Origin of the sequence: Paenibacillus alba (assembly GCF_013204855.1) — a bacterium.
GTDB lineage: Bacteria > Bacillota > Bacilli > Paenibacillales > NBRC-103111 > Paenibacillus_E > Paenibacillus_E alba.
In genome coordinates, this window is sequence record NZ_JABMKZ010000018.1 from 73,271 (window position 1) to 97,680 (window position 24,410).

The 24,410-nt window shown below is 47.0% G+C and carries 18 protein-coding genes; 11 read left to right on the top strand and 7 right to left on the bottom strand.

The features are described 5' to 3' along the window. Positions 1-5: 5 nt before the first annotated feature. The 8 genes from HQN90_RS21485 to HQN90_RS21520 all read left to right on the top strand — a co-directional run bounded on the left by HQN90_RS21485 (position 6) and on the right by HQN90_RS21520 (position 13,537). The gene (locus HQN90_RS21485) at positions 6-2,909 is read left to right on the top strand and encodes a 1,4-alpha-glucan branching protein domain-containing protein (RefSeq protein ID WP_173222465.1); all 2,904 of its coding nucleotides are present in this window, start codon (positions 6-8) and stop codon (positions 2,907-2,909) included. Positions 2,910-2,948: 39 nt separating this feature from the next. After that, positions 2,949-5,357, top strand: a complete 2,409-nt coding sequence (locus tag HQN90_RS21490; RefSeq protein WP_173222467.1) for a sugar phosphate nucleotidyltransferase — start codon at positions 2,949-2,951, stop codon at positions 5,355-5,357. Positions 5,358-5,434: 77 nt separating this feature from the next. Further along, a complete protein-coding gene (locus HQN90_RS21495) occupies positions 5,435-5,656 on the top strand; it encodes a hypothetical protein (protein WP_216855408.1) in 222 nt (73 codons plus the stop codon). A gap of 121 nt (positions 5,657-5,777) precedes the next feature. Then, on the top strand, positions 5,778-6,338 hold the full coding sequence (locus HQN90_RS21500; protein WP_173222471.1) for a DUF4912 domain-containing protein: 561 nt from the start codon (positions 5,778-5,780) through the stop codon (positions 6,336-6,338). After that, a complete protein-coding gene (locus HQN90_RS21505; RefSeq protein WP_173222473.1) occupies positions 6,335-9,406 on the top strand; it encodes a 1,4-alpha-glucan branching protein domain-containing protein in 3,072 nt (1,023 codons plus the stop codon). The genes HQN90_RS21500 and HQN90_RS21505 overlap by 4 nt, the downstream gene beginning before the upstream one ends. Before the next feature lie 221 nt (positions 9,407-9,627). Continuing rightward, a complete protein-coding gene (locus tag HQN90_RS21510; protein ID WP_173222573.1) occupies positions 9,628-11,589 on the top strand; it encodes a glycoside hydrolase family 15 protein in 1,962 nt (653 codons plus the stop codon). Positions 11,590-11,757: 168 nt separating this feature from the next. Further along, on the top strand, positions 11,758-12,327 hold the full coding sequence (locus HQN90_RS21515; protein WP_338042364.1) for a TetR/AcrR family transcriptional regulator: 570 nt from the start codon (positions 11,758-11,760) through the stop codon (positions 12,325-12,327). Between the two features lie 73 nt (positions 12,328-12,400). After that, positions 12,401-13,537: a cytochrome P450 gene (locus HQN90_RS21520; RefSeq protein ID WP_173222477.1), complete on the top strand. Its 1,137-nt coding sequence runs from the start codon at positions 12,401-12,403 to the stop codon at positions 13,535-13,537. A 1,224-nt stretch (positions 13,538-14,761) separates the two neighbouring features. Here the strand turns inward: HQN90_RS21520 and HQN90_RS21525 are convergent. From HQN90_RS21525 to HQN90_RS21540, 4 genes are all read right to left on the bottom strand, one after another. Continuing rightward, the gene (locus HQN90_RS21525; protein ID WP_173222479.1) at positions 14,762-15,835 is read right to left on the bottom strand and encodes a YbjQ family protein; all 1,074 of its coding nucleotides are present in this window, start codon (positions 15,833-15,835) and stop codon (positions 14,762-14,764) included. A 160-nt stretch (positions 15,836-15,995) separates the two neighbouring features. After that, positions 15,996-16,553 carry a hypothetical protein gene (locus HQN90_RS21530; protein WP_246362712.1) on the bottom strand — a complete coding sequence of 186 codons (558 nt, stop codon included), beginning with the start codon at positions 16,551-16,553 and terminating at the stop codon, positions 15,996-15,998. Positions 16,554-16,597: 44 nt separating this feature from the next. Then, positions 16,598-16,774: a hypothetical protein gene (locus tag HQN90_RS21535; RefSeq protein WP_173222481.1), complete on the bottom strand. Its 177-nt coding sequence runs from the start codon at positions 16,772-16,774 to the stop codon at positions 16,598-16,600. Between the two features lie 25 nt (positions 16,775-16,799). Beyond that, positions 16,800-17,507 (bottom strand): aminoglycoside phosphotransferase family protein, encoded by a 708-nt coding sequence (locus HQN90_RS21540; RefSeq protein ID WP_173222483.1) that lies wholly within the window; start codon positions 17,505-17,507, stop codon positions 16,800-16,802. Between the two features lie 578 nt (positions 17,508-18,085). Here HQN90_RS21540 and HQN90_RS21545 point away from each other — a divergent pair. Beyond that, positions 18,086-18,250 carry a hypothetical protein gene (locus HQN90_RS21545; protein WP_173222485.1) on the top strand — a complete coding sequence of 55 codons (165 nt, stop codon included), beginning with the start codon at positions 18,086-18,088 and terminating at the stop codon, positions 18,248-18,250. Between the two features lie 217 nt (positions 18,251-18,467). On the opposite strand, the gene HQN90_RS21550 is transcribed toward HQN90_RS21545, so the two are convergent. Together HQN90_RS21550 and HQN90_RS21555 are read right to left on the bottom strand one after the other, a co-directional pair. Continuing rightward, positions 18,468-19,685: an MFS transporter gene (locus HQN90_RS21550; protein ID WP_173222487.1), complete on the bottom strand. Its 1,218-nt coding sequence runs from the start codon at positions 19,683-19,685 to the stop codon at positions 18,468-18,470. Positions 19,686-19,701: 16 nt separating this feature from the next. After that, on the bottom strand, positions 19,702-20,271 hold the full coding sequence (locus tag HQN90_RS21555) for a winged helix-turn-helix domain-containing protein (protein ID WP_173222489.1): 570 nt from the start codon (positions 20,269-20,271) through the stop codon (positions 19,702-19,704). 982 nt (positions 20,272-21,253) lie between these two features. Between HQN90_RS21555 and HQN90_RS21560 the strand changes: the two genes are divergently transcribed. Then, positions 21,254-21,535: a hypothetical protein gene (locus HQN90_RS21560; RefSeq protein ID WP_173222491.1), complete on the top strand. Its 282-nt coding sequence runs from the start codon at positions 21,254-21,256 to the stop codon at positions 21,533-21,535. Next, the gene (locus HQN90_RS21565; protein ID WP_246362714.1) at positions 21,498-22,982 is read left to right on the top strand and encodes a GDSL-type esterase/lipase family protein; all 1,485 of its coding nucleotides are present in this window, start codon (positions 21,498-21,500) and stop codon (positions 22,980-22,982) included. The genes HQN90_RS21560 and HQN90_RS21565 overlap by 38 nt, the downstream gene beginning before the upstream one ends. Before the next feature lie 541 nt (positions 22,983-23,523). On the opposite strand, the gene HQN90_RS21570 is transcribed toward HQN90_RS21565, so the two are convergent. Continuing rightward, the gene (locus HQN90_RS21570; RefSeq protein WP_173222493.1) at positions 23,524-23,817 is read right to left on the bottom strand and encodes a hypothetical protein; all 294 of its coding nucleotides are present in this window, start codon (positions 23,815-23,817) and stop codon (positions 23,524-23,526) included. Positions 23,818-24,410: the final 593 nt, after the last annotated feature.

Consider the following 24,410-nt stretch of genomic DNA (forward strand, 5'->3'; position numbering starts at 1 on the left):
ATCCTTTGATCAACCGCATCAAGCAGAAGCCCGAGCTCAAAGGGTATTTAGCCCTTGTTTTGCATGCCCACCTTCCCTTTATTCGTCATCAGCAGCAAGAAGATGTCTTGGAAGAGCGATGGTTCTATGAAGCGATGACTGAAACGTATTTACCCTTATTGGAAGTTATGAATCATCTCGCTGAAGATCAGATTGATTTCCGCTTAACTTTCTCCTTGACACCTACGCTCTTGTCCCTGTTAAGCGACCCGCTCATGCAGATGAGATATCGGGCTTATCTGACTAAGCTTATCGCTTTAGCAGATGCAGAGCAGGCACGTCTCGCTAAGAATCCAACCCTCCTAGCTCTTGCCAAGCAATACGCGAAGCGGTTCCGGGAGCTGGAGCAGCTGTATGAACGCTATCAAGGGGAGCTCATCCCTGCTTTCAAGCAGTATCAAGATCTTGGGCTTATCGAAATCGTAACTTGCGCCGCGACGCACGGCTTTCTGCCGCTTATGAAAACAGAAGAAGCCATACGCGCTCAGATTATGACGGCTGTTCGGGATTATGAACGGCATTTCGCTCAGAAGCCCCGCGGGATTTGGCTGCCAGAATGCGGTTATACCCCTGGGCTGGACCGTATTCTGAAGCAAGCCGGCATTCGCTACTTCTTCACGGATGCCACAGCGGTCTCTTTCGCTTCTCCCCAGCCTAACCGGGAATTGGTTGCCCCGCTCCTGACACCTTATGGCGTAACGGCCTTTCCTCGCGACCCTGAATCAGCCAGTCAAGTGTGGAGTGCCGAGCATGGCTACCCGGGAGACTATCAGTATCGCGAGTACTATCGTGACATTGGCTGGGATCTCGGCTGGCAGGATCCAGTAGAGTGGGCTTATATTCAGCCCCATGTTCTACCGACCCACGAGCGGGTGAACACAGGAATTAAATATTATCGCATTACAGGCAAAGGCAATCAGAAAGAGCCCTATAATCCGGATATCGCCCTCGCTAAAGCAGCCGAACACGCTGAAGATTTTCTGGCGAAACGTCAAAAGCAAGCTCAGCATTGGCATCACTGGATGGATCGCAAGCCGATCATGGTATCGCCCTATGATGCGGAGCTTTTCGGTCATTGGTGGTACGAAGGGCCGAGCTTTCTTGAGCAGCTTTGCCGGAAAATGTTTCACGATCAGATTACCGTCAAAATGATAACACCTAGCGAGTATCTGGACGAATATCCCCTCGCCGATGTCGGCAAATTAAACGAATCCAGCTGGGGCCGCAACCATTCGGCCGAAGCTTGGCTGAGTGGAACGAACGATTGGATTTATCGTCACCTGCATCAAGCTGAGGAACGCATGATTCAGCTGGCAACGAAACATGAACATCTGGCTCGGCATGGCCAATTGCAGCCTGGCATGCTCAAGAGAGCCTTGAATCAAGCCGCAAGAGAGCTCATGCTGGCCCAAAGCAGCGATTGGGCGTTCATTATGGACTCCCAAACCGTGCTGGACTATGCCATTCGCCGAACGAAGCAGCATCTCGGCAGCTTTCATCAGCTCTGTGATCAGATAGATCAGAAGGCTGTGGACAATAGCTTCCTTGCTGCTCTGGAGGGGAGCAACAACTGCCTGCCAGCGATTGATTATAGCGATTATATCCGCATACAAAAGCTTTCCCCTATCCCTATTATTCCAAGCTTGGCCGATTGGGAAACATGCCTTGCAGAAACAAAGCACCGGCCAAACGTATTTATGCTCGCGTGGGAATACCCGCCCAAACAAGTAGGCGGCTTGTCCCGAGCCGTTCATGAGCTATCCGAAGCTCTGGCAGCTCGCGGAGAAATCGTTCATGTCATCACCACATCGGTACAAGGGGCGCCTGCTTTTGAAAAATTGAACGGTGTTTATGTACATAGGCTTCCGGTTGATCATTCCGGTGATACGCACTTCTATCACTGGACCTTTGAAATGAATCTGGCGATGATTGATCACTTGGTCAGGTGGCGGGAAAATGGCGGCCGAATGGATCTCCTGCATGCCCATGACTGGATGGTTTATCTCACGGCAAGAGAAATGAAAGCCAGCTACGGACTTCCCTTGATCGCCACGATTCACGCAACCGAATGGGGCAGAAACCAAGGCAATCTCTATACGGAGCTCCAGAACAAAATTCATCAAATCGAGTGGAAGCTGACGTACGAGGCTAACCGAGTATTTGTCTGCAGCTCCTATATGAAAGAAGAAGTTGGACGTATATTCAGTCTTCCCTACGACAAAATAAGCGTCCATCCGAATGGGATTGAAACTTTGCCCAGCGAAGCCAAGCTAGGTCGACCTGCGGAAGTGGCGAAGCAAGATAAAGTCATCTTCTACATTGGCAGGCTGGTTTACGAAAAAGGCATTCAAATCTTGTTGGATGCCATGCCCGCCATTCTCTCGCAGCTTCCGCAAGCGAAGCTCATTATTGCCGGCTCCGGACCGATGGAAGGCGAGCTTCGAGCCAAGGCTGCTCATGTCGGAGATCGCGTCTTATTTACCGGTTTCGTGAGTGATACCTACCGGGAACAGCTCTATCAAGCGGCGGATGTTTGCGTAATTCCCAGCTTGTATGAGCCCTTTGGCATTGTCGCCTTGGAAGCAATGGCACATAAGAAACCACTCGTACTTTCGGATACCGGCGGTTTAGCTGAAATTATCCGTCATGGCGTGGATGGTTTTAAAGCGCTCCCTGGCCATGTCGATTCGTTAGCCTGGCACATTACCGAAATGCTGCTGCAGCCTCAGCATGCGCGCCGCATGGCAGACAGTGCTTACCAGCTGCTTCAAGAGCACTATCAATGGCGCCATATTGCAGCAAATATCCAGCTGGAGTACCAACAGCTAACCCATTACCAGCCTGCGACTCAGGCCACTGTAACGGTTTAAAGACAACCCTATACAAGATATGCGAAGGAGGTCATCCCAATGAAGGCTGTTATTATGGCCGGAGGTAAAGGAACGCGACTTCGTCCCCTTACTTGCCATCTCCCCAAGCCCATGGTGCCTCTTCTTGGAAGGCCCTGCATGGCCTATATTATTGAACTGCTTCAAGGGAACGGCATTCAAGATATTGCCGTGACCATGCAGTATAAACCTGACGTGATTCGCGACTATTTCGGCGATGGGCAAGCCTTTGGTGTCAATCTCCATTATTTCGAAGAAACGAGTCCGCTCGGTACAGCCGGAAGCGTGAAACAGGCCCACGAATTTCTGGACGAAACTTTCATTGTTATTAGTGGTGATGCACTGACGGATTTCAACTTGCAGCATGCCCTCGCTTTTCATAAAGAGAAGCAAGCCAAGGCAACTTTAATTCTTACTCGTGTTAGCCATCCTCTGGAATATGGTGTCGTGATGACCGATGAACATGGTTCGATTACACGTTTCCTTGAGAAGCCAAGCTGGGGGGAAGTATTCAGCGATACCGTAAATACCGGCATTTACATTCTGGAGCCTGAGATGCTGGAACGTGTTCCACTCGGCGTGGAATTCGATTTCAGCGGGCAGCTGTTCCCTGAATTGCTTCAGGAGAAGAACAGTCTGTATGGATACATCAGTCCTGGCTATTGGATGGATATCGGCAATCTCCAGCAATATCGCCAAACACAATTTGATATGCTCGAAGGGAAAGTCCAGCTGCATATCGAGGGTACGCAAATCCGACCTCATGTTTATTTGGCGGAAGGCGTGGAAATCAGCGCATCTGCGCTAGTATCAGGCCCCGCTTTTATCGGTAAAGGGAGTATTCTGGAGGATGAGGTAGAGCTCGGGGAATACTGCATCATTGGGCAAAACAACCGACTTTCCAAAGGCAGCAAACTAACCCGCAGCATCTTATGGGACCATAATCATATCGCCCCTTACAACGAATTAGCCGGTTCTACATTAACAAGTCGGATTGTCAGCAAAGAATCCTCCTATATGGGGGATGGTTCCGTGATTGGCAATCATGTTGTCCTTGGCGCCAACAGCCGAGTTGAGCCGAATGTGAAAATCTGGCCCTACAAACAAATTCGTGAAAAAACCCGTCTTCATACTTCTTATATTTGGGGAGATCACGCAACGAAGACGTTATTCAAGACACATGGGGTAAGCGGCGTTCCCAATCTTGATTTAACACCGGAACTTATCGCCAAATTTGCCACGGCTTACGGGGCAACCCTTGCTGCGGGCAAAACAATGACCGTTAGCTGTGCGCCTCATCCTTTCACGCAGCTATTGAAACGAACACTAACCGCCAGCTTGCAATCGGTTGGCACGAATGTCATTGATTTGGGCGATTGCTTCGCACCGGCGGCTTGTTTTGCCATTCGCCACTTGGGAGCCGCAGGCGGCATTCATCTGGACTGGTCAGGCAACGATAACGAGTCTTGCTGCCTGTCTTGTTTGGACGCGGAAGGTTTGCCGATTCCCAAATCCCTTGAACGGAAGGTGGAAAATAGCTTTTGGCAGGAAGACTTCAGCCGGGCTTCCATGAAGGCGATTGGCACCTACAAAGACGAAACACACTGGTTTCAAACGTATATTGCCGCGCTCGCGCAAGAAATCACCGATGAGAGGAATGACTTGCCTACATCTCCTATGCGCATTGTCGTTGAGGCAAGCTCTTGGCTGCAGCCTTATCTCGTCCCTTTTTTCGCCAAGCTGGGGATCGAAGCCATTCATGTGACCTCGGCCAGCTCGCAGGAGCCGCTTCAACAGTTTATCCCACTGTCCGGTGCACACCTTGGACTTCGTATCCACGATGACGGACGCAGCATGCAGCTTATCACAGAGCAAGGAACGGCGGTAGACAGCGACTTGCAAACCATTTTCCTCTATCTGTGTTATTTGCACAGCCGTCCGGGATCAGCCATTGGCGCCCCAGTCAGTGCCCCCGAGCTGTTGGAAAGCATTGCCGAGGGGCTTGGCGGCACGATTATTAGGACCAAGGAGGGCGCGCGTGCCCTTCTGGAAGTTACGCATGAGGCGAAGATGCATCCGCTGCACGATGCCCTTTTTGCCATTGGACTCGTCGTCCTGCAGTTGGATCGAACGGGTCTGCCGCTCTCCGAGCTGCTGGCCTTATTTCCGACTCCCTACCTTCATCGCGAACGAATTGACTGCCCTTGGGACTCCAAGGGTGCCGTCATGCGGAGAATGATGGAACGAACGAAGGATACACGTGTCGACTTGGTTGATGGCATTAAGTTTTATCACGAGAACGGTTGGATCCTGCTGCTGCCGGATAGCGATGATCCCGTCTTTCAGCTGGTTGCGCAATCTACAGCGCCAGAGCTGGCCGAGCAGCTTGTCCACTCCTACCGTGAACACATTCTAAATGTTCTTCAATAAGCATATCTATGTACAGATACGGTAATATCCGATACGGTTTTCCAAAGTCTTAAGATGAAGGGGAGAGCGGCGTGAATATGATTCCAAGCGTTTCCAGGCAGATTGCTTTTGTACAGTATGACGATCAATCCTCCAGTATGACCGTGCAATATCATACCGGATTTAAAGCTTCTTATACGAATGTAAAGCAAGATGAATATCAGCTGATCTTCACCTCAATAAATCGGTATGACTCCTTGATGAGACTGACGGAAGCCTGGTACATGGAAGGCCAACACGCCCAACACCCTGCCAAGTAAAGGATGTACTCGTGATCTCCCCCTTTTCCATAAGGAGGAGATTTTTCGTTTGTATTCTGCATATGCTACAATACTGCTCAAAGGTCCATGCTGCTTATTCCCACTACTTTCCTGAGAAAAGGTGAGTCCGATTCCTACCCAAGCTCTCTCTGCTGAATCATTTGATCGGGATACACTTCAGCTGCTTGTCCAATCTCCATCTGTTCTGTTTGTCTATTGGCAGCTATCAACAAGAACGGCTAGACTGATCCACGAACATTTCAGTGCCCAGTGGAAGGCACTTCAACCAACCTTGCGCATATACGCTGCCCCTGATCAAGAAGGCGATGATTCACAGAAAGATACGCAGATCTCCCAGCTGCCGCTTCCTGAAGGAAATTCTTGCTTTCTCAGCGGTGTTCACCCAGGCCAAAGCTGCTACGCAGACCTTGGCATCGTGAATGAGCTTGGCCAGTTTCTCTCACTTCTTCGTTCCAATACGGTCCAGACACCCTATAGCCTTACGAACAAGGAAGATTCCAATAGCATGCTGAACCAAGAACAGCTAGAAACATACAGGCTTGCTCCTGTTTCCTTGAAGCTTGTCCCTACCACGACTTGTGAGTATTTCTCTGCCTATTCGGTCTATGCACCCAAAAGCGCATACGCGGCAGATACGGAATCCGGAGGCGATACAGATTGAGCAACCCCCACGCACACGGCTATGTTGCTTTCCTTTTGCATGCCCATATTCCCTATGTTCGTCATGAGAAGGACGACATTACCTTGGAAGAACGCTGGTTTTTCGAAGCGGTCGTTGACAGCTATCTGCCTTTGATCGAAATGATGGATCGTCTTCTGGAAGAGGACATCCCCTTTCAACTCACCTTGTCGCTTTCTCCTCCGCTGCTCGCCATGCTGGCAGATTCAACTCTGCAGCAAAGGCTTCGCAAGCATCTGGAATCACTTTGTGAGCTTTCGCAGCGAGAAGTGATTCGCCTGTGGGGCCATGCCGATTTCAGCACGACCGCCAGACAGTATGCCGATCACTTTCATCGGCTTATGGCTCTTTACGATCGTCTTCGCGGCGATCTGATCCGTAAATTTCGCAGCCTTGGAAGCTCAGGCTGCTTAGAGTTAATCACGTGCGCCGCAACGCATGCATTCTTGCCATTAATCAAGAACGATGCCGCTCTGCGGGCGCAGCTGGAGGCCGCCGCTGCTGAATTCCGGCGGCATTTCGGATCAGCTCCGGCTGGCATCTGGCTGCCGGAGTGCGGCTATACCCCTGCGATTGAACCCCATCTGCAAGCACTGAATCTGCGCTACTTCGTCGTTGACGCTCATGCGCATGCACTGGCAGTAGAGCAGATGGACAGCGAAGAGCAGCAGAAGATTTCGGGGCTCTGCGTACCCTTGCGGACGCAAAGCGGCGCCTGTGCCTTCGCGCGGGATCTTGAAGCCGGTGCCCAGGTGTGGAGCGCCGAGGTCGGATACCCAAGCGACGCCGACTATCGCGAATATTATCGCGATATCGGCTATGACCTCGGCCACTCCGGCGGGGCCGAGTGGGAGTACTTGAAGCCCTATGTGCTGCCGGACGGCGCACGCATTCATACGGGCTTCAAGTACTACCGCGTCACCGGCGCAGCCGCCGGCGATGCCAAAGAGCCCTACCACCCGGCGCGTGCCGCACAGAAAGCTCAGCAGCATGCTGAGCATTTCGTCGCCAGCCGGGTGGCGCAGCTGAGCCGCCTCGCTCGCGCGGCTCAGACGGAAGCAGGCCGCGAAGCGCAGCCTGCGCAGCCGCCGGTCATCGTATGTCCATACGATGCCGAGCTGTTCGGGCACTGGTGGTACGAAGGCCACCAGTGGCTGGAGGCTGTGCTGCGCGGGCTCGCCGCCGCGCAGGATCAGGGCGTAGTCGTGTCTACGACTACGCTTGGCGGCTACGCCGCCGGCCATGCGCCGACCACGGAAGCGAAGCTTCCCGTGTCGAGCTGGGGCCGCGGCGGCTATGCCGAGGTCTGGCTGCAGCCGCGCAGCCAGTGGGTTCATCCGCAGCTGCACGCAGCGGAGGATCGCTTGGTGCTTGCTGCGCAGAAGCACCCTGCCCCGGAGCTGCTGCCAAAGATGCAGCTTCGGGCACTAAACCAAGCAGCGCGAGAGCTTATGCTCGCGCAAAGCAGCGACTGGACGTTCATCCTGGACGCTCAAACCGTAACCGAATACGCGGTGAATCGTATCGAAACCCATTTAGCCCATCTCCACCAATTATTGCAGCTGGTAGAAGATGAAGCATCAGATCTAGACCTTTCCGAAATCGTCATTGCCTTGGAGCGGAAATCGCCCTTTTTGCCCGAACTCAACTATCAAGTATTCCAACCAAACCCACCAGTTGTCTCTATAGACAGCTCTTTAAATAGATCGGCAGAACCTGCAAGCCCGCTCCACAGCTTTCCAAGCAGTCTTTTCAATCTTTCATCGCTTAAAACTTCATCTTCTTCTCACTTGTCGATCATGGATACACACCCAGCATCCTCCTTGCGTATTCTGATGCTAGCATGGGAATATCCGCCGCATGTAATTGGCGGCTTGGCGAGAGCCGTATGCGATTTATCCAGACAGCTTGCTCGTTCCGGTCATGAGGTACATGTCATCACCTGTCTGACGACGGACTGCGTTCCTTATGCCTATTCGGATGGCGTGCATATTCATCGTGCTGAAGTGCTGGAGTCCATTGGCAGTGTGCATTTCCTGGATTGGGTTTTTCAAATGAATATAGCCTTCCTTCAAACGATAACTCGATTATCCGAGCAAGGCCTGCAGTTCGATCTCATCCATGCGCATGATTGGCTGGTCTTTTACGCAGCAAATGAATGTAAAACAACACTTCAGCTCCCATTGATCGCAACCATTCATGCTACTGAACATGGTCGAAATCAAGGAAAACTGGAAACGCACGTTCAACAACGAATCCATCTCCTAGAAAACAAACTAGCCAATAGGGCTGATCATCTTATTGTATGCAGTTTATATATGCAGCAGGAAGTTATGGACCTCTTTCAAATTCCAGAGCATAAAATAAGTGCTATCCCCAATGGGGTTATGCCTTTTCTCATCCCTGCGGATACTCTTTTGGCAACGAACCCGCTTCTATCTGACGTATTGCTTGACGGCGAATCGCCAATTCTTGTTTTTCTGGGGCGGCTTGTTTATGAAAAGGGCGTACATGTCCTTATTTCGGCCATGCGCCTCGTACTCAAACGCATTCCGCAAGCTAAACTCGTCATCGCAGGCTCGGGGCCTGAGCTAGAGGGGCTTCAACAACTGGCAGCAACCCTCGGGGACCGCGTCAGCTTCGTTGGTTTTCTGGAGGAAACCGACAAAAACCTGCTTTTGCACAAGGCAGCGCTCTGCATTTTTCCAAGTCTCTATGAGCCCTTTGGTCTGGTTGCTTTAGAAGCTATGGCCAGCGGCACGCCGGTTATTGTCTCTGATACAGGTGGACTTACAGAGATTGTCGATCATCCGATCAACGGTTGTAAAGTGAAGCCGGGGGACGCTCCTGCACTCGCCAAGGTAATTGTCAGCCTCTTGCAGGACCCCATGACTGCAGCTAATCTGACAAGTGACGCTCTAAGCAAAGTCAGCTCCATGTATAACTGGGAACTCATCAGCACTTTGACAATTGAGGTTTATAGCAAATTGATTTTCCTTCATGACCAGGAAACAGGTATATTCCGGCATCAGAAGGAAATAATCAAATAATATGGAGAACTATGCCAATTGTAAGCGTGACCAGTCTAAATTTTCAGAATTTTTTCAAAGAATCATTGATTCCTTGGTAATAATTAGGTAACCTATTGGCAAGCCCTGTGCTAACGAAGTCCTAGCAATTGCATTGCGAGAGACGCGATATCCCATAAATGGGCACCTCAAGGACGGGTTCTGAATTCGCGATCAAACAAACGAGTGGGGAAGTGATTGTATTGCCTAGACATCTGGTCATCGGAAACGGTAAATTTCTTATTAACCTCGATCAACATTCCTACATGCGAGATCTGTATTATCCTTTCGTAGGCCAGCTTAACCATATTGGTGGCTACCAATGCCGCGTTGGTATTTGGGTAGATGGTGACTTCGCTTGGTTGAATGCCCCAGAGTGGCAGTTCAAACTTGGCTATGTCGAAGATTCACTAGTCACCGAAGTGACAGCAACGCATCCGGGTCTTGGAGTCACCCTCCTCATGAATGATGGTGTGCACCAACGTGAAGATATTTACTTGAAACGCATTCAAATTACGAATCACAAAAGCACGGTTCGTGAAGTAAGGATGTTCTTCAATCAGGATTTGCTTATCAATGAGACTGAGGTCGGAGATACAGCCGCCTACTATCCCTTAACCAATACCGTATTCCATTATAAAAAAGACCGCTATTTTATGTTTAACGGCAGCACGGGAACAGAGGGCATTTATCAATATTCTACCGGTGTCAAAAGGTTCTATAACGCTGAGGGCACGTGGCGTGATGCGGAAGACGGCCATCTCATGGGGAATGCCATTGCACAAGGCTCTGTCGACAGCACGATTTCCTTCCGCTTATTCGTACCTCCTAACGCCAACCAAACGCTTTATTATTGGATGGGGGCAGGCAAGAATCTGGAGGAAGTTAAGAAGCTTGATGCTTATGTCAAAGACAGCCATCCTGGGAAGCTATTGGACCGTGTAACCGTCTACTGGCAACGGTGGGCCAACAAAATTGAGCGCGATTATTTCGATTTGAATGTGGATGTTCAGCGCCTCTTCAAACAAAGTCTGCTGCTTGTCCGCACACAAACCGATGTGAACGGAGCGATCATCGCGGCCAATGATTCTGACATTATGCAGAGCAACCGTGACCATTACAGCTACATGTGGCCGCGGGACGGCGCTTTAATCGCCTACTCCATGTCCATGGCAGGCTACCAGGGCATGATTATTCCCTTCTTTAATTTCTGCGCGAACGTGCTGTCTCCTGAAGGGTATCTGCATCATAAATACAATCCGGATGGTACCGTAGGCTCTAGTTGGCATCCTTATATTCATTCGGGACGTGTGCAGCTTCCGATTCAAGAGGATGAAACCGCACTAGTCTTGTTTGCGCTATGGCAGGATTTCCAGAAAAATGGAAGTCTCGAATTTGCGCAATCCCTGTATCGCAACCTCATTCGCCGAGCGGCTCGATTCATGTCCACGTACATTGATCAAGAGCTGAACTTGCCGAAGCCGAGTTACGATCTGTGGGAAGAGCGTTACGGTATTTATACGTTCACCGCTTCTGCCGTGTATGGCGGATTAATTGCAGCTTCCAACTTCAGCAACTTGTTTGGTGACGAAGAGCGAAGCAACCGCTACAAGCATACCGCGGAGAAAATCAAATCCGGCATCCTCAAGCATCTGTGGGACGAAAAAGAAGGTCGTTTCGTTCGCGGCTTGTATATGGAGGATGGCGAATGGGTCAAAGATATGACGCTCGAGAGCTCGGTCTACGGCATCTTCGAATTCGGCGTTCTGCCTGCGGATGACGAGCGGGTCGTTGGCACGATGCGAGCGAATAAAGCCGGTCTCACGATCAAAACCGAAGTTGGAGGCTCAGCCCGCTATCATCATGATTATTACTTCCAACGCTCTACGGATATTGAAAATGTACCCGGCAATCCATGGATCATCTGTACCCTCTGGATCGCCGAATGGGAAATCGAATACGCCAAAACGTTGGCTGAACTCGAAGCCCCGCGCCAAACGCTAGAATGGGTCGTCAAACATGCGATGGAAAGCGGCGTGCTCTCCGAGCAGCTCGATCCTTTCACTGGTGATCCGGTTTCCGTTGCTCCACTCACTTGGTCTCACGCGACTTACGTGCTTACCGTTGTGAAGTATTTGAATAAATACAAACAGTTGTCGAAGTAATTACGAACCTCTCGGAATTGAACATTTGTTCATTTCGGGAGGTCTTTTTATGCTGCCAAACTTGCTTTCACCTGTATTGACTGTTCTTTTACCAATATGTTACACTTCACTTGTACTGACCAGTCAGTTATTCATATCGTTACGAAAGGAGAATCTTCATTGAGCAAAGTGAAAATTATTCATGCCGCGGTCGACGTATTTTCTAAAAACGGTTACCATCGAGCAAGCATGGACGAAATCGCCCTGAGAGCCAATGTGGCCAAAGGAACTCTCTACTATCATTTTCCGGGTAAAGCCCAATTGTTTAAAACGCTTGTTATCCAAGGTTTCCAGGAGGTTATTGATAAAATCCGCGCCGATCTTCAGGCTAATCTCACTCTCGAAGAACAAATTCGACGAATTGTCAGGCACAATCTCGATCTCTTTTTGGAGTCCAGCGGCTTAGCTCACATCGTTTTTAATGAATTATCCAATGGAATCGACCAGGAAGTGCTGGAAGAATTGAAAAAGCTGAGAATTGACTACATTCATTTTCTTGCTGAGGTTTTGGAAGAAGGCAAGCAAGAGGGCGTGCTGCGCGATGTTAACTGCAAGTTAGCCGCTGCAGGCATTGTCGGCATGCTCGACAGCGCAGCTAATTATTTTATGAGCAATACGCATGAATTGTCTCGTGAGCATATGGAGCGATTCTTCTACACAATCATTACGTCGGGGTTGTTTATGACTGCAGGTGAGTAATTCACCTTTTTTTGATTTCTTTGTACTGACTAGTCAGTTTAAGCGAAAATCAAATGAAAGCATGGTGATATGAATGAATTGGGAAAATTCAGCTTCAAACGAACTGATTCCATTACCTTATTTTAAAGAAATGCGCAATTCCTCCCCGGTTTCGTTAAATAAAGAGAAAACGGCATGGAATGTTTTTAAATACGAAGATGTCAAAACGATTTTCGCTCGTCATGATCTGTTTTCATCGCAAGGCGTAGAATCCGTGAATGATCCGATTGAGTCGAGTATTCTGAGACAGGATCCGCCCAAACATCGGCAATTGCGGATGCTTGTTTCTCAAGCTTTCACGCCTCGAATTATCCAAGGACTGACAGCTAAGATTGAGGCGATAGCCGGAGCGTTAAGCGACCAGATGGAGACAAACGCCAAGGTCGATGGTCTGCATAATTATGCGAGTCCTCTGCCGATTATCGTCATTGCCGAAATGTTGGGTATTCCACCGGAAGATCGTGAGCGTTTCAAAGCGTGGTCGGATGCGCTGGTTGGGAACGATACCGATAGGTATTATCAATGTCAGCAAGAGATGAGTGTCTATTTTAGTGAGATTGCCGCTAGGCGGCGAGTGGAGCCTCAGGAGGATCTAATTAGCAATCTTGTGCGCGTCAATGAAGAAGGAGCCCAATTAAGTGATGTAGAAGTGATCGGTTTTTGCATACTGCTGCTTGTAGCGGGAAATGAGACCACAACCAACTTGATTTCCTCGGCGATGCTCCTCTTTGACAGCTATGCGGATGTCAGGGAACAGGTTATCGCGGATCACACCTTGATCCCGCAAGCCCTTGAGGAAGTTCTTCGTTACTGTTCACCTGTTCAAACGATGATCAGAACGGTAACGCAGACAACGATTCTACGCGGGCAAACATTGAATCCCGGACAAATGGTCAACATCTGGATCGGCTCGGCCAACCATGATGAAGATATCTTCGAGCATCCGGAAATCTTCAATATCCACCGGAATCCGAATCCCCATCTCGCTTTTGGTCACGGCATTCACTACTGTTTGGGCGCGCAATTAGCACGTTTGGAAAGTAAAATAGCGATGCAAACGCTGCTGAAACGGTTCCCTGATTTCCGTCTCGATTACTCGCAGCCTTTGGAGCGGATCGACAGCTGGATTATGTTTGGTGTCAAACAACTGCCGATTATTTTGCGACGTTAATACCTGATGGAACAAGTATTAATAAATGCTCCCGGGAGGTATAGGAAAATCTCTATTAAATCGACTTTAAACGGGTTTCTTATACTTTTTGTTTATACTTTTGGAGCATTTCGTTATATTTCGACTACATGTTTTATGATAATTTAGGGACATAAAAAATTATAATCCTTTAATGATATTATTTGGCGTTCTAAATTATCTGAAAATTTAGATTTTTAGGCCGAGTATTATCAATACGAAGGGAGGCGGTGCCTGATCCAACTGAAGTATTTTACAAGACAGGAGGAAAATTATGGGTTCTTAGACGTATAAAGAGGCGTGTATTGGCATAATCGAGCTGCCTTTGGCGGTACGCAGGAGAGATTGCAGCCTGCGTCCAGCTTGGCCGCGGAGAATCGGTAAGGCGTTTGGTAAACGGTATTTCGTTGACGACTTTATCCATTTCATACCAGGTATTATCTGTAGGGGAAAAAACAACTTGAAACTCTTTTTCCACCAACACTTTATATTGTCGTTCCTCTTTCTGAGTTGATCTATAAGTGAAAGAATCATTCCTGATCAGTGGGAGTATTTCCATTCAAACCAATCCAGAGGGAATAATGGTCGTATGAGGTTTTCAGCTGTGGGAATCACTCCTATTGAAGCTTCTGGTGTCAAATTAAATTGATTCTTGATTTGATACAGAAGCATTTGTTTATCTACTTCGCGTACTCCTAGATATACTATGGCAAGAGTAAGAAAAACAGATACAACTCTCTTTTGGGTAGGCTGGAAAAACATTGTACCTAAACTAATGACTAACGGAAACAAAAACCAAGGGTCTCCTAGAAGCAGAACATCAAAGCTAAGAAAGGAACCCCATGTTCTAAGGAATCGGGTACCAAATGAGCTCCCCCAATAATGGCTACCGCTATACCAAATTGCTTACTAAAAGTCTTCTTTCTCGTAATCATTGCAAAAACTAGCCCTAAAAATAGAGAAAATAGAATGGAATGACTTAAGCTAATGAGACTAGAAAGAAAATACTTAAAAAAATCAGGAGATATTGCTATTTGCAATTATACCAAAAAATAACAATTTTAATATTATAATGCACTTCTAAATTTCTCAGATCGAAGCCTGTAACAAGCGCAAAAAAAGCGAACTGCGCATCTCTGCGCAGCTCACTTTTTTCAACGAGAAAACCATTCCAGAAAATCCTCGCACGCACCGAACTACCGCTTCTCAAGCCTGGCCGAAAATATGCTGCAATACATATAGATTTTCTTTTAGCTTGGACAACGTGTCTTCAATGCTGACCTCGCCTTTCTTGAACCCCCGATCATCCTGATCGCATGACTTGCAGTAGATGATGCCCGACTTGTTCACCTTGCCGCATTCGCAGGTCCATTTGTCTGAATCGTGCTTCCCCCGTTGAACAAACGTGCGCGTGACTAGAGCAATCAGCTTCTCGAGCTTGCCAATGTCATCAACGTGATACTTGCGTTTATCTCCTGATACGAGGACAAGCGCATATTTCTTCACGATCCATTCCGTATTGGTAACGAGCAGGTTCTCGATGAAATCATAGTCCGTCAGCTTCGCTTGTTTGATCACGGTCATCGCTTTGCCGTTGGTTTGGAGCTTGTCGTACAAAAACGCCTTGGCGAGCGGCTCTTCAACACCCGCGAAATATTGGAACACATTTTCCAGCGAATTATTGTAATCATAATCGATCGAATGATAAAACTTGAATACTTGGGCCATCACTTCTGGCGAAAAATACTCCAAAATGGTAGGCCAATAGTTTGGCACCACATTAAAATCTTGGTTCACGTTATTAATCATACTCAACCGTTTGTGCTCGTACTGGTACTTCTCGAATGAGATCTCATCCTTCACACCAGCGGCTGCGACTTCCTTCTCATAACCATAATCCGGGATGAAGGCGGACGTTCCGGTTGCCGTGACCATAAACATTTGTTTGCCTTTACCGGAAACCTCATCATGGTCAATCCTCACTCCTATGATTGCGTTAGCCCCCAATTTGACGGCCTCCTCTGTCAGCAGGTGGATCACTTCGTCATAAATACTTTTCAATTGTTTCTGATAGGTGGCGGACCGACCGCCAAAAACATCGCTAAAACTAGCGAATAAGTCCGAGAATAGATCGACGCCAGTCACGACTCTTGCCGACACGATCCCTTTGTAATGTTCGAGTTTGATCGCTTCATTAACAGATGTCGTTGTAATTAACACACCATTTTTCGCCATATGTATCGCCTCCATGAGATGCTGCCAAGCAGTATTGATACCCATTCTCGAGATTCCTCAAAATAATCCTTTCAAAGCCACTATTCGTTTCTTATTATTAGATCTATCTGACGTATGAAATCTTCCGCAAGTTCTAGCTGTCTAGTTGCGAATTCCAAATCTCCGTGACCTGCAAGGGCGACATCCAAATTACCTAATGTAGACATTAGTGTACGTGCGGTAATAGCAAACTGGGTTCGAGCCGCATTCGTTTATCTACCCTTAGAAACACTTTGATAAGTGCTTGTATACGCAGATCGGAGTATTTTCTCAATCTGGCAGCCGATTGGCATGTCCGCTCCCAAACACCAAGCATAGGAAGCTCGTCAAAGAAATCTTTCATTGCTAGTGAAAGTCCGTTTACCAATTCGACTACTTCACTCGGTGAAGGAGGTTGAATTACTGTGGGAGGGATATATTCCCATAATGTCAACCAAGTACCCGCTACATCGTGCGGTCCTGCATCACTAAGGTCAGCAGGACATAACACGGGGACGCTCTTGGATTGGAGGTGACGTGATATATGCAACTCACGATCAAGTATTTTGTATGCGTACTCTGCATTTTCTTTGGAAATGACAGTAGCTATTCGGGCCACAATCGGGTAGGGAGCCAAGTGAATGATCAGGTTCCCACCATTACTGAGTTCAATTGGTGTAATGTCAGTTAAACCATTACTTTCAGCAATTGATAATACTTGTGAAATAAGTATGCCTTTCTCCAATACTACAACAGCTCCTTATTTGTTTGAGTTAATCGAGATAGACCTCAATCCAGACATTTGGCGAAGCGTTCCGTTACTTGAATGCCTCTGTGCCAATCCGTTCCTCCGTCTTCAATCGACCAGCAAGCCTCAAGCACGCCTCGCACCACACCCCACATCGCGATTCGGCGGGGGGCCAGATTGAGGCGGTCAGCCATAATCGCAATTCGACCCCGCAGCACCTGCTCACATTCACCACCCCGATCCTTAGTTAAGCAGATACTGGACCGTGTCGAAATGGATGTCGCCGATGATGCCTTTTGGGTCAATGACTGCCCATTGCTCTTCGCCTTGTCGAAGGATATTTTCATGATGCAGATCACCATGCAATAGGAAATTCTCACTCGTGGTCGTGATGAGGTACTCCAGACATTCTTCCGCATTTTCCACCCAGCTCTCAGGTAGCGGTGCGGCTATGCTCACGTCGTCGAATCGCTTGCGGTATCGCTCGATTGCCGCGAAGTGCCGCTTCATGGACGGATAGAGTCTGCCCGTAGGTACCAGTAGGTGAAGGCGGCGAAACACTTCGCAAAAGATATTCGTCGCACGCGCATCATCATCAATTATGGATAACGGTGTGCCAGGGTCGGCACCCTCCAGCAGGGCCACCCCCCACTCCTCGTCTGCATCAAGCACTTGAATCGCCCCACGGCCCTCAAAGGCACGAAGTACACTGACTTCTCTAGAAAGCTCCTCCTTCATGAAAGATGCTTTAAGAACGACTGGCTTCCCATCGCTGCGCGTTGCGCGGAGCACGAAGTTATAGGTTAAATTGGAAAATGGAGCTTGAGGACTAAAATCAAAACGGCTTGCACTGTCGGCGATCAGTTTAGGCAGCGCCTCCGACCATGCGACGCCTTGCTCACCGTGAAGCTCTTGCATTCTATCAGTAAATGTATCAGGGATCACAAGCATGCCGCCTTGCTCCTTTAAGCAATGTAGTCAGAGTAAGTTGTCATTAATTACTTCACTACTCTTTACTAACTCTTTTCCAAATAATAACACAATTTTCCTGTAACTGTGGAAGAAAGCAATTGTCAGAGTTCCCTAGTAGGTAACATTATGGAGGAGAGCCCGCATAAGCGGGCTCTCCTCCATCTCCTCTCCCCTATAGTCACCTAGCGCTCAGTATCCGATAACAAGTCCGACTGCCCCAGCTAGTTGTACGAGCCCAGTAACAACTCGAAAACATCCCGCAGTTGGTTGTTCTCGTTCACAACACCCTCTCCCATGTTCTTTATGGTCTATCTAATAGGACACTATATGGTGAAATTTTTTAGCATGTGACACCATTTGGTGTCTTGTAAATAATAGTAAGCAAATCCTAGCCTGCGGCAAGGTCTTCAACTCCATGCACCTTCGTAAGCCTCCCAACGAACTCTATCCCCTTTATTTACACGAAATTTTAGAACATTTTTTGGGGGCTCGCCAGAGACTGAGCTTTTCCTGTTAATGACCGGCGATTATAGGGCGAGGAAAGGAGTATATATAGGATGGGAACAAAAGATGATGTTGGGCAATTTCAAGACTGCATCGATGAAATGGAAGCAACCATTGAGCGTCTTCGGGCAGAGATACAAAGACTTAAAGAACAACAGGACGCACTTGAGCAGGGAAATCTGCTACTTTACCAAAAACTCACTCAGACTGATTATTGACGTGTTCCTCAAAGGGAATATTTAGACTCACATAAAGACGCAGCGGCATACAGAGATTAGAAAATATAGTCTTAAGTTGCCGCTATAATATTTTAACGATCGTTCACCGTTTGTTTAACAACAATCAAATATTCATATGGATTTTTAGTCTATTAGGTACCTTCTCTTCTGATATCTCTAGTGCCTAATTAAAACGGATACGAGCATGTTGCATATACTAAACTGAATGTTCTGCGAGTTCAGTATGCTGCCCGTAAGAGAACAGCCAACTGCTTAACAATCCACCTAATATAATAATAACCCCGCCGCTAATTACAAGTGCTCGTAATGGAATGAATTGATACATCCATCCTGAAACTAAGAGTGCTACTGTCAATGCCCCCATTAGAGCGGAATGAAAGGTCATCTGAACACGTCCTTGATACGTATACTGCACTTTGGTTTGCATTAACGTAGCTATCCCTACATTTAATGAGATTTGTCCTAAACTAAATACAAGGATACCTGCTGCTGTAATGGCAAGATTCGGATAAAGAACCATCAATCCAAGCCCTATACCCATGACAATCATCCCGTAGGTAATTAATTGATCTGCGGATAACTTAGATCTTTGAACAAGAAATGCACTAACTAACATTCCTCCCCCTTGTATGGAACCTAATACAGCTATAATTGTCTGGGGAAGCTCAAGAAAATCGGTAATAATAAAAATTTCCAAAACTTGAATGAGACCGGCACCAAACCCAACAAACATCGCTGAAATTAATATGGGTCGAACAGTTGTATGTTTAAAAGCGTACCGAATTCCTGTTAATAAATCGGACCAGACAGAATAGATACTAAGTCCCTTTCTCTCGATAATTTCAGAAGTTAATATGGTTTTTATGAGCACGGCGCTTATTACAAATAAAAGGATGGTGATTAAAAAAGACCATTGTACACCTAGAAACATATAAATGGATGTACCCACTACTGGTCCTATTAAAATCATTACACTACTAGATATTTGACGAAGGCTAGCTGCAGTTTTCCGATCTTCTTCTGGAACAAATTGCATTGTGTAAGCATTCCCTGGTGCTCGAAAAAACAAAGTTCCGACCGCAGATAGAAAAGCTCCGAGAAAAATGACCCACGAAGGTCCGAACCACACAGCCTCTAGTAGTAACATAACCATCCCAGCGCGATACCAATTAGCGGCAATTATGGTCCGTTTACGATTCCAACGATCAGCAAACACACCAACAAGAGGTGCAAATAAGAAAATTGGTGCATACTCAACGAACATAATATAAGACATGGCAACAGATGATTTATGAAAAAGATCAAGAACAGCGTACATTAGCGCCATATTTCTTAACCAGTCACCTAACTCTGATAACCAAGTTGAAATCCAGTATTTTCTGAACAAAGGATTTCTTTTCAAAAATGAGTACATAACTTCATGCCCCTTCCTATAGTTTTCTGTGGGCTGTCATCATAATTCGAGTGGGCTCGCTTTGCTCTATATCATTCTCCGCGATCTTACTCCATCTTTCAAAAACATCAGTGATTTCGTTATAAAATTCGATTTGTTTCTCTTTGGATAAAAGTAATGTAGTTGATTTAATAAATGCTTTTTGAGTGTCAAACTCTTTCATTTGCTCAAGTTTTACAATAGTTGAAAGAATGGAATCCTGATATTCCTCTAATACCGATTTAGCGACAATATATCGACCGCTTTTCTCTCCTTCTTCCGATAAGAATTCATCACTTAGACAAATACGATAGGTTTGAGCAATCGGCAAATAATATTTCTCGATAATTCCTCCTTTATCTTTTTTTTCCTTGAGGAGCAGCAAATTAACTTTGGCTAGTTCACGAACATGATAATGCACTTTGGATGCAGGTAGTCCCAATTCATCAGCTACTTGCTTAGATGTGCGGGGAATACCATCTTCAAATGTGGAGATTATTCTCATACGAAGTTTATTTGATATAACTTTGGCTTGCTCATAGGATGTAATTTCGTAAATCTCGTCCATCAAGTACACCTTACCTTTAATCAATTTTATTTGCTCGATCAGTTTTTTTTGATCGTATCATTAAATTATACTAATGTACATTATTTGTAAACTAATGAATAATATGTATATCCCTTTATTTTATTCTTAATACACCTGGATCACGCCTTGAGTGACGCGAACTGGGTATCAGCAGTGGATTTGTCTCAAACGACTTGCGCGCCGGCTTTTTTTGTATTTCTTAATCAGTTCGGCGACAGCCGCATCCACCACGAAATTTCCAACCTAATGAGCAATTTGGTCAGCAATTCCTCCATGGGATTGTGCGCCCAGAACTGCTCCCAGGTACTCTTGGGAGCAATGTAGAAATTATTCCCGGAGGCACGATTGAAATATAGCCTTGTATGGCTAAAAATTCTTGTTGCACGTACACGATCAATCCTGTCCCGGACAATGTGTACGTGTACATCATTAACCAGTCTTTGGTTCCAAGAGGCCGATAGCAGGAGTAACCATGCGGTACAAAATAATGATCGGATACGAGTACGCCTGCAGGCCGCACAGGGTCTGAATAATCAAGTGACAAACGACAAACAAAAGCATTAGCAATTATCAACGTATATACAGCAGTATTGTTCGAGCAAATGAGAACGTGAACGAATAAAATAATATGCAAGCGCTTACCTAGCACGAATTCGAGGAGGAATGATACCGATGAGGAAATGACTCTGCTCAGCCAGTTCATAAGCGCGGGCACCATGGATGCTCAGCTGGTCGTCAGGCAGCGATGCCAATGCTTACAAAGGGAATATTCGGTGGGCAGGAACCGCAGGATATCCCTATTCCATCCGATCCATTGGTGATCAGATTACCTTATACGGCTCCAAGGATACGAATCAAGGCCGGGCCCGTCTATGGTCGCAGCGAATAACGGGCTGGCCAATGTTTCGATCGAATTGTCATTTCCAAATAATTAGTGGGTTCAGAAAGGGGAAGAGGCTTTATGACAATCAATCGGAGGAAAAAGGGGTTGCTCGCGCTAGTCTGCACGATGCTGCTCCTGTTCACAACATTTTATCTTGTCACTCCTGCAGAAGCAGCGGACAATCAGGTTCATAATCCTTCGTTCGAAGACGGGGGCAGCAGCCAAACGGCGACCGGATGGTCGACTTGGGGGCCGAATCCCGAGGCGGATTATTATCAGGCAGGCGGCGTTACTGGCGGTTCGAATGAAGGGGTTCACTGGAATGCTAGCAGCTATACTGTTTATACGTATCAAACGTGAAGGGGGTCATTGGAAAGCTAGCAGCTATACCGTATATACGTATCAGACGCCGAGTCTGGAGAACGGAACTTATACCCTTAGCGCATGGGTGAAATCAAGCGGCGGACAAAGGGAAGCCAGAATGGTGGCCAAGAACTATGGGGTAACTGAAATGTCGGTTAACATTCCGGCGGCATCTTCCTATACTCGAATCAGCATTCCGAATATTAACGTTACAAACGGTTATCTTGAAATCGGTTTTTATTCGGTTGGGAATGGGGGCAATTGGATCACTTTCGATAATATCGAACTGACTGGAGAGCGCAGCGCTAACACATTTTACGGAGGGAAAGCTTCCGGGACCGTTCTTGGCACGTCGAATAATAAAATCATCAACTTTGTGACCCCATTTACTTACACCTATAGAACTTATATTAAACCGCACGAATACGGGGACTTCATGTGGAGCTTATGGTATAGCAACAGCGTGGATAGCACTTGGGCAGACGGAGCGTTAGCGTACGCCAATCAACCAGGTTCAACTTGGCGTATTGATGCTGCATATGTGGCAGACGGCGGAACAAGTCCTGATGGTTCTGTTGTGTCCGGAACCCAGCAGCAAGTCTCCTATGGCGCATCGACTTCCAAATTAGTGCGTCCGGGTGAGACTTTTTGGAGCAATCCGGTCCAAATTAACATTCCATCCGGGCATTATCTTGCTTTTACCTGGACGATTGCGACTTATGCCAGCGGCAGTACAATTCCCTATACGTACAACTCAATGGTCACAGCATTTCAAGCAAACGGCAGTTATGCAGGCTCCGAAAGCGGGACGCCCTTCAGCAATACCGGCGATTATTTAGTCGCTCCGAATTTATTCGCCTATAACAAACCCGTTACAAAGAATATCGCATTCTTGGGGGATTCCATTACTCAAGGGATTAGTACAACGAGGGATGCTTATGCCTACTGGGTATCTAAAATTGCAGACGGAATGCCGACTGACAAGGGCATCTGGAATCTCGGCAGTGGATACGCACGGGCACAAGATGCGGCATCCGATGGCAGATGGCTAAACAAAGTCAAAACAAATGATGAGATTAATATCTGTTTGGGCGTGAACGACATCGGCACGGGAGTGAGAACCGCAAGTCAAATCGTTGCGGATCTCACGACAATTGTTAGCAAAATTAAACAAGAGAATCCCTCTGCCACCGTTATATTGTTTACGATACCGCCGTTTAATTTCACCGCCGCAGCTGAAACGACGTGGAGGAGCGTTAACCAGACCATTCGCACCAGTCCACCGGCCGGAGTTGACCGCGTATTCGACATTGCCGCAGTGCTGTCGCAAGCTGCGCCGAATGATAACAATATTCAAGTGCAGTACCTCAGTCCCAATAACGATCCGCATCCCAATGGTTTGGCTGGAACGGCGGTTGCCAACGCCTACCTCAGCTGGTATTAAGCGTACATTCCAAGAAAGTATACTCTGTTCCGGAGGCTGCCCATCACCTGTGGGACAGCCTCCTCTTATTCCCTAATGGACTATTTTCGTTATTAATTATCAATTGAATATTGATTTATTGACTTGCCTTGCGAAACCCTTGCGGTTTTGCCCTTTCGCATGAATCACGCTTGTAGAGGCTCCATGTCAAGAGTCACCAATTTTACCACTACAATTCTTGTAAATGGCTCAAGCCATTGTAATCAAAGAGGCTCAACCACTTATTAGCGAATACAGGGCTGTTCTATTGGCGACAGAGCGCCAGCAAAAGGAGCCCCAGTAATGAGTAAACCCTAGGAAGTCGAAAGGTTTCTGGTTTCTTTAAACCTACCTCTTTGCATGCCACTTCTGACTGCCTTCCGAATCGGATAATTTTCGTCTTCTCTTCTACAATCTCTAACCCAAACGTATTCAGCCTTACAACCAATGCCTCATAGAATCGCTTTGCATCCTTTTCCTGTTCAAAGCAACACACAAAATCATCCGCGAGTGTCATCTAAATTCACAACATCGCCTTCTTGTAGCTGTGTTTGCTCATCTTGCTGAAGGCGTTCAATTCGCTTTTTCCCGACGTTTTCCACGCAAAAGAAGTGGTGAAAAAGCGGCTCATCGTGTACTGAGCAAGCTTCCGTGACTTAAACATGTGTTTTAATAACGAGTCCTTTTGAGCCATATCGGCCATTTGGACAACGGAAGAACAATTCGAAATGAGACCCACAACGTAGAGAAAACATAGCAACCAGGACGGAGTCCCGCTGCGCTTCATCATGCCAGACTGAGTTAAAAGTAGCGACATGTCAAAACGTTCCCAAAGGGTACGCAAAATTGGAGCCCCCGCACACTCACTCAGTTGTAATCACGATATTTCGGTTCTTTTAGCGTTTTCATTAGAAAATCACCTACATATTTGAAGTAATACCTTGGTTAAGGTATCCTTCGCAATTATTGTGGTGAATTCCAAAAGTCAAGTGTTTTTTATCTTCCTATGCTTTTTGACTTTTACCAATATTTATCTCGAACTGCATAGGTCTATAAACGAACTTTGCAGGGATTGTGCAAAAAAGTAATGAATCAATTATTTATCTTTAGAGGCATTAGTACAAGTGATTGTGTACTAGGAAATCAAGTGTATGAAGGGTATTTAGATCTTCTACAAAAATCTGAATATCTTTAGTTTTTTACAGCCCTCAAAGGCTTTTTGGGAGCTGAGTTTTTATTGGAATTGTTAAGAAACGTGCGTCTGTTGTTGTATAACTTACGATCACCGAAGGTCCCCTAAAAAGGCCGGGTCTCGGAATGTCCCAAGCCTGGCATTAGTTAACATACCGACGAAGTCGGCGCGCGGTACTTTGCTGAAGGCGTTCGATTCGCTCCACACAAGTGAAGTAG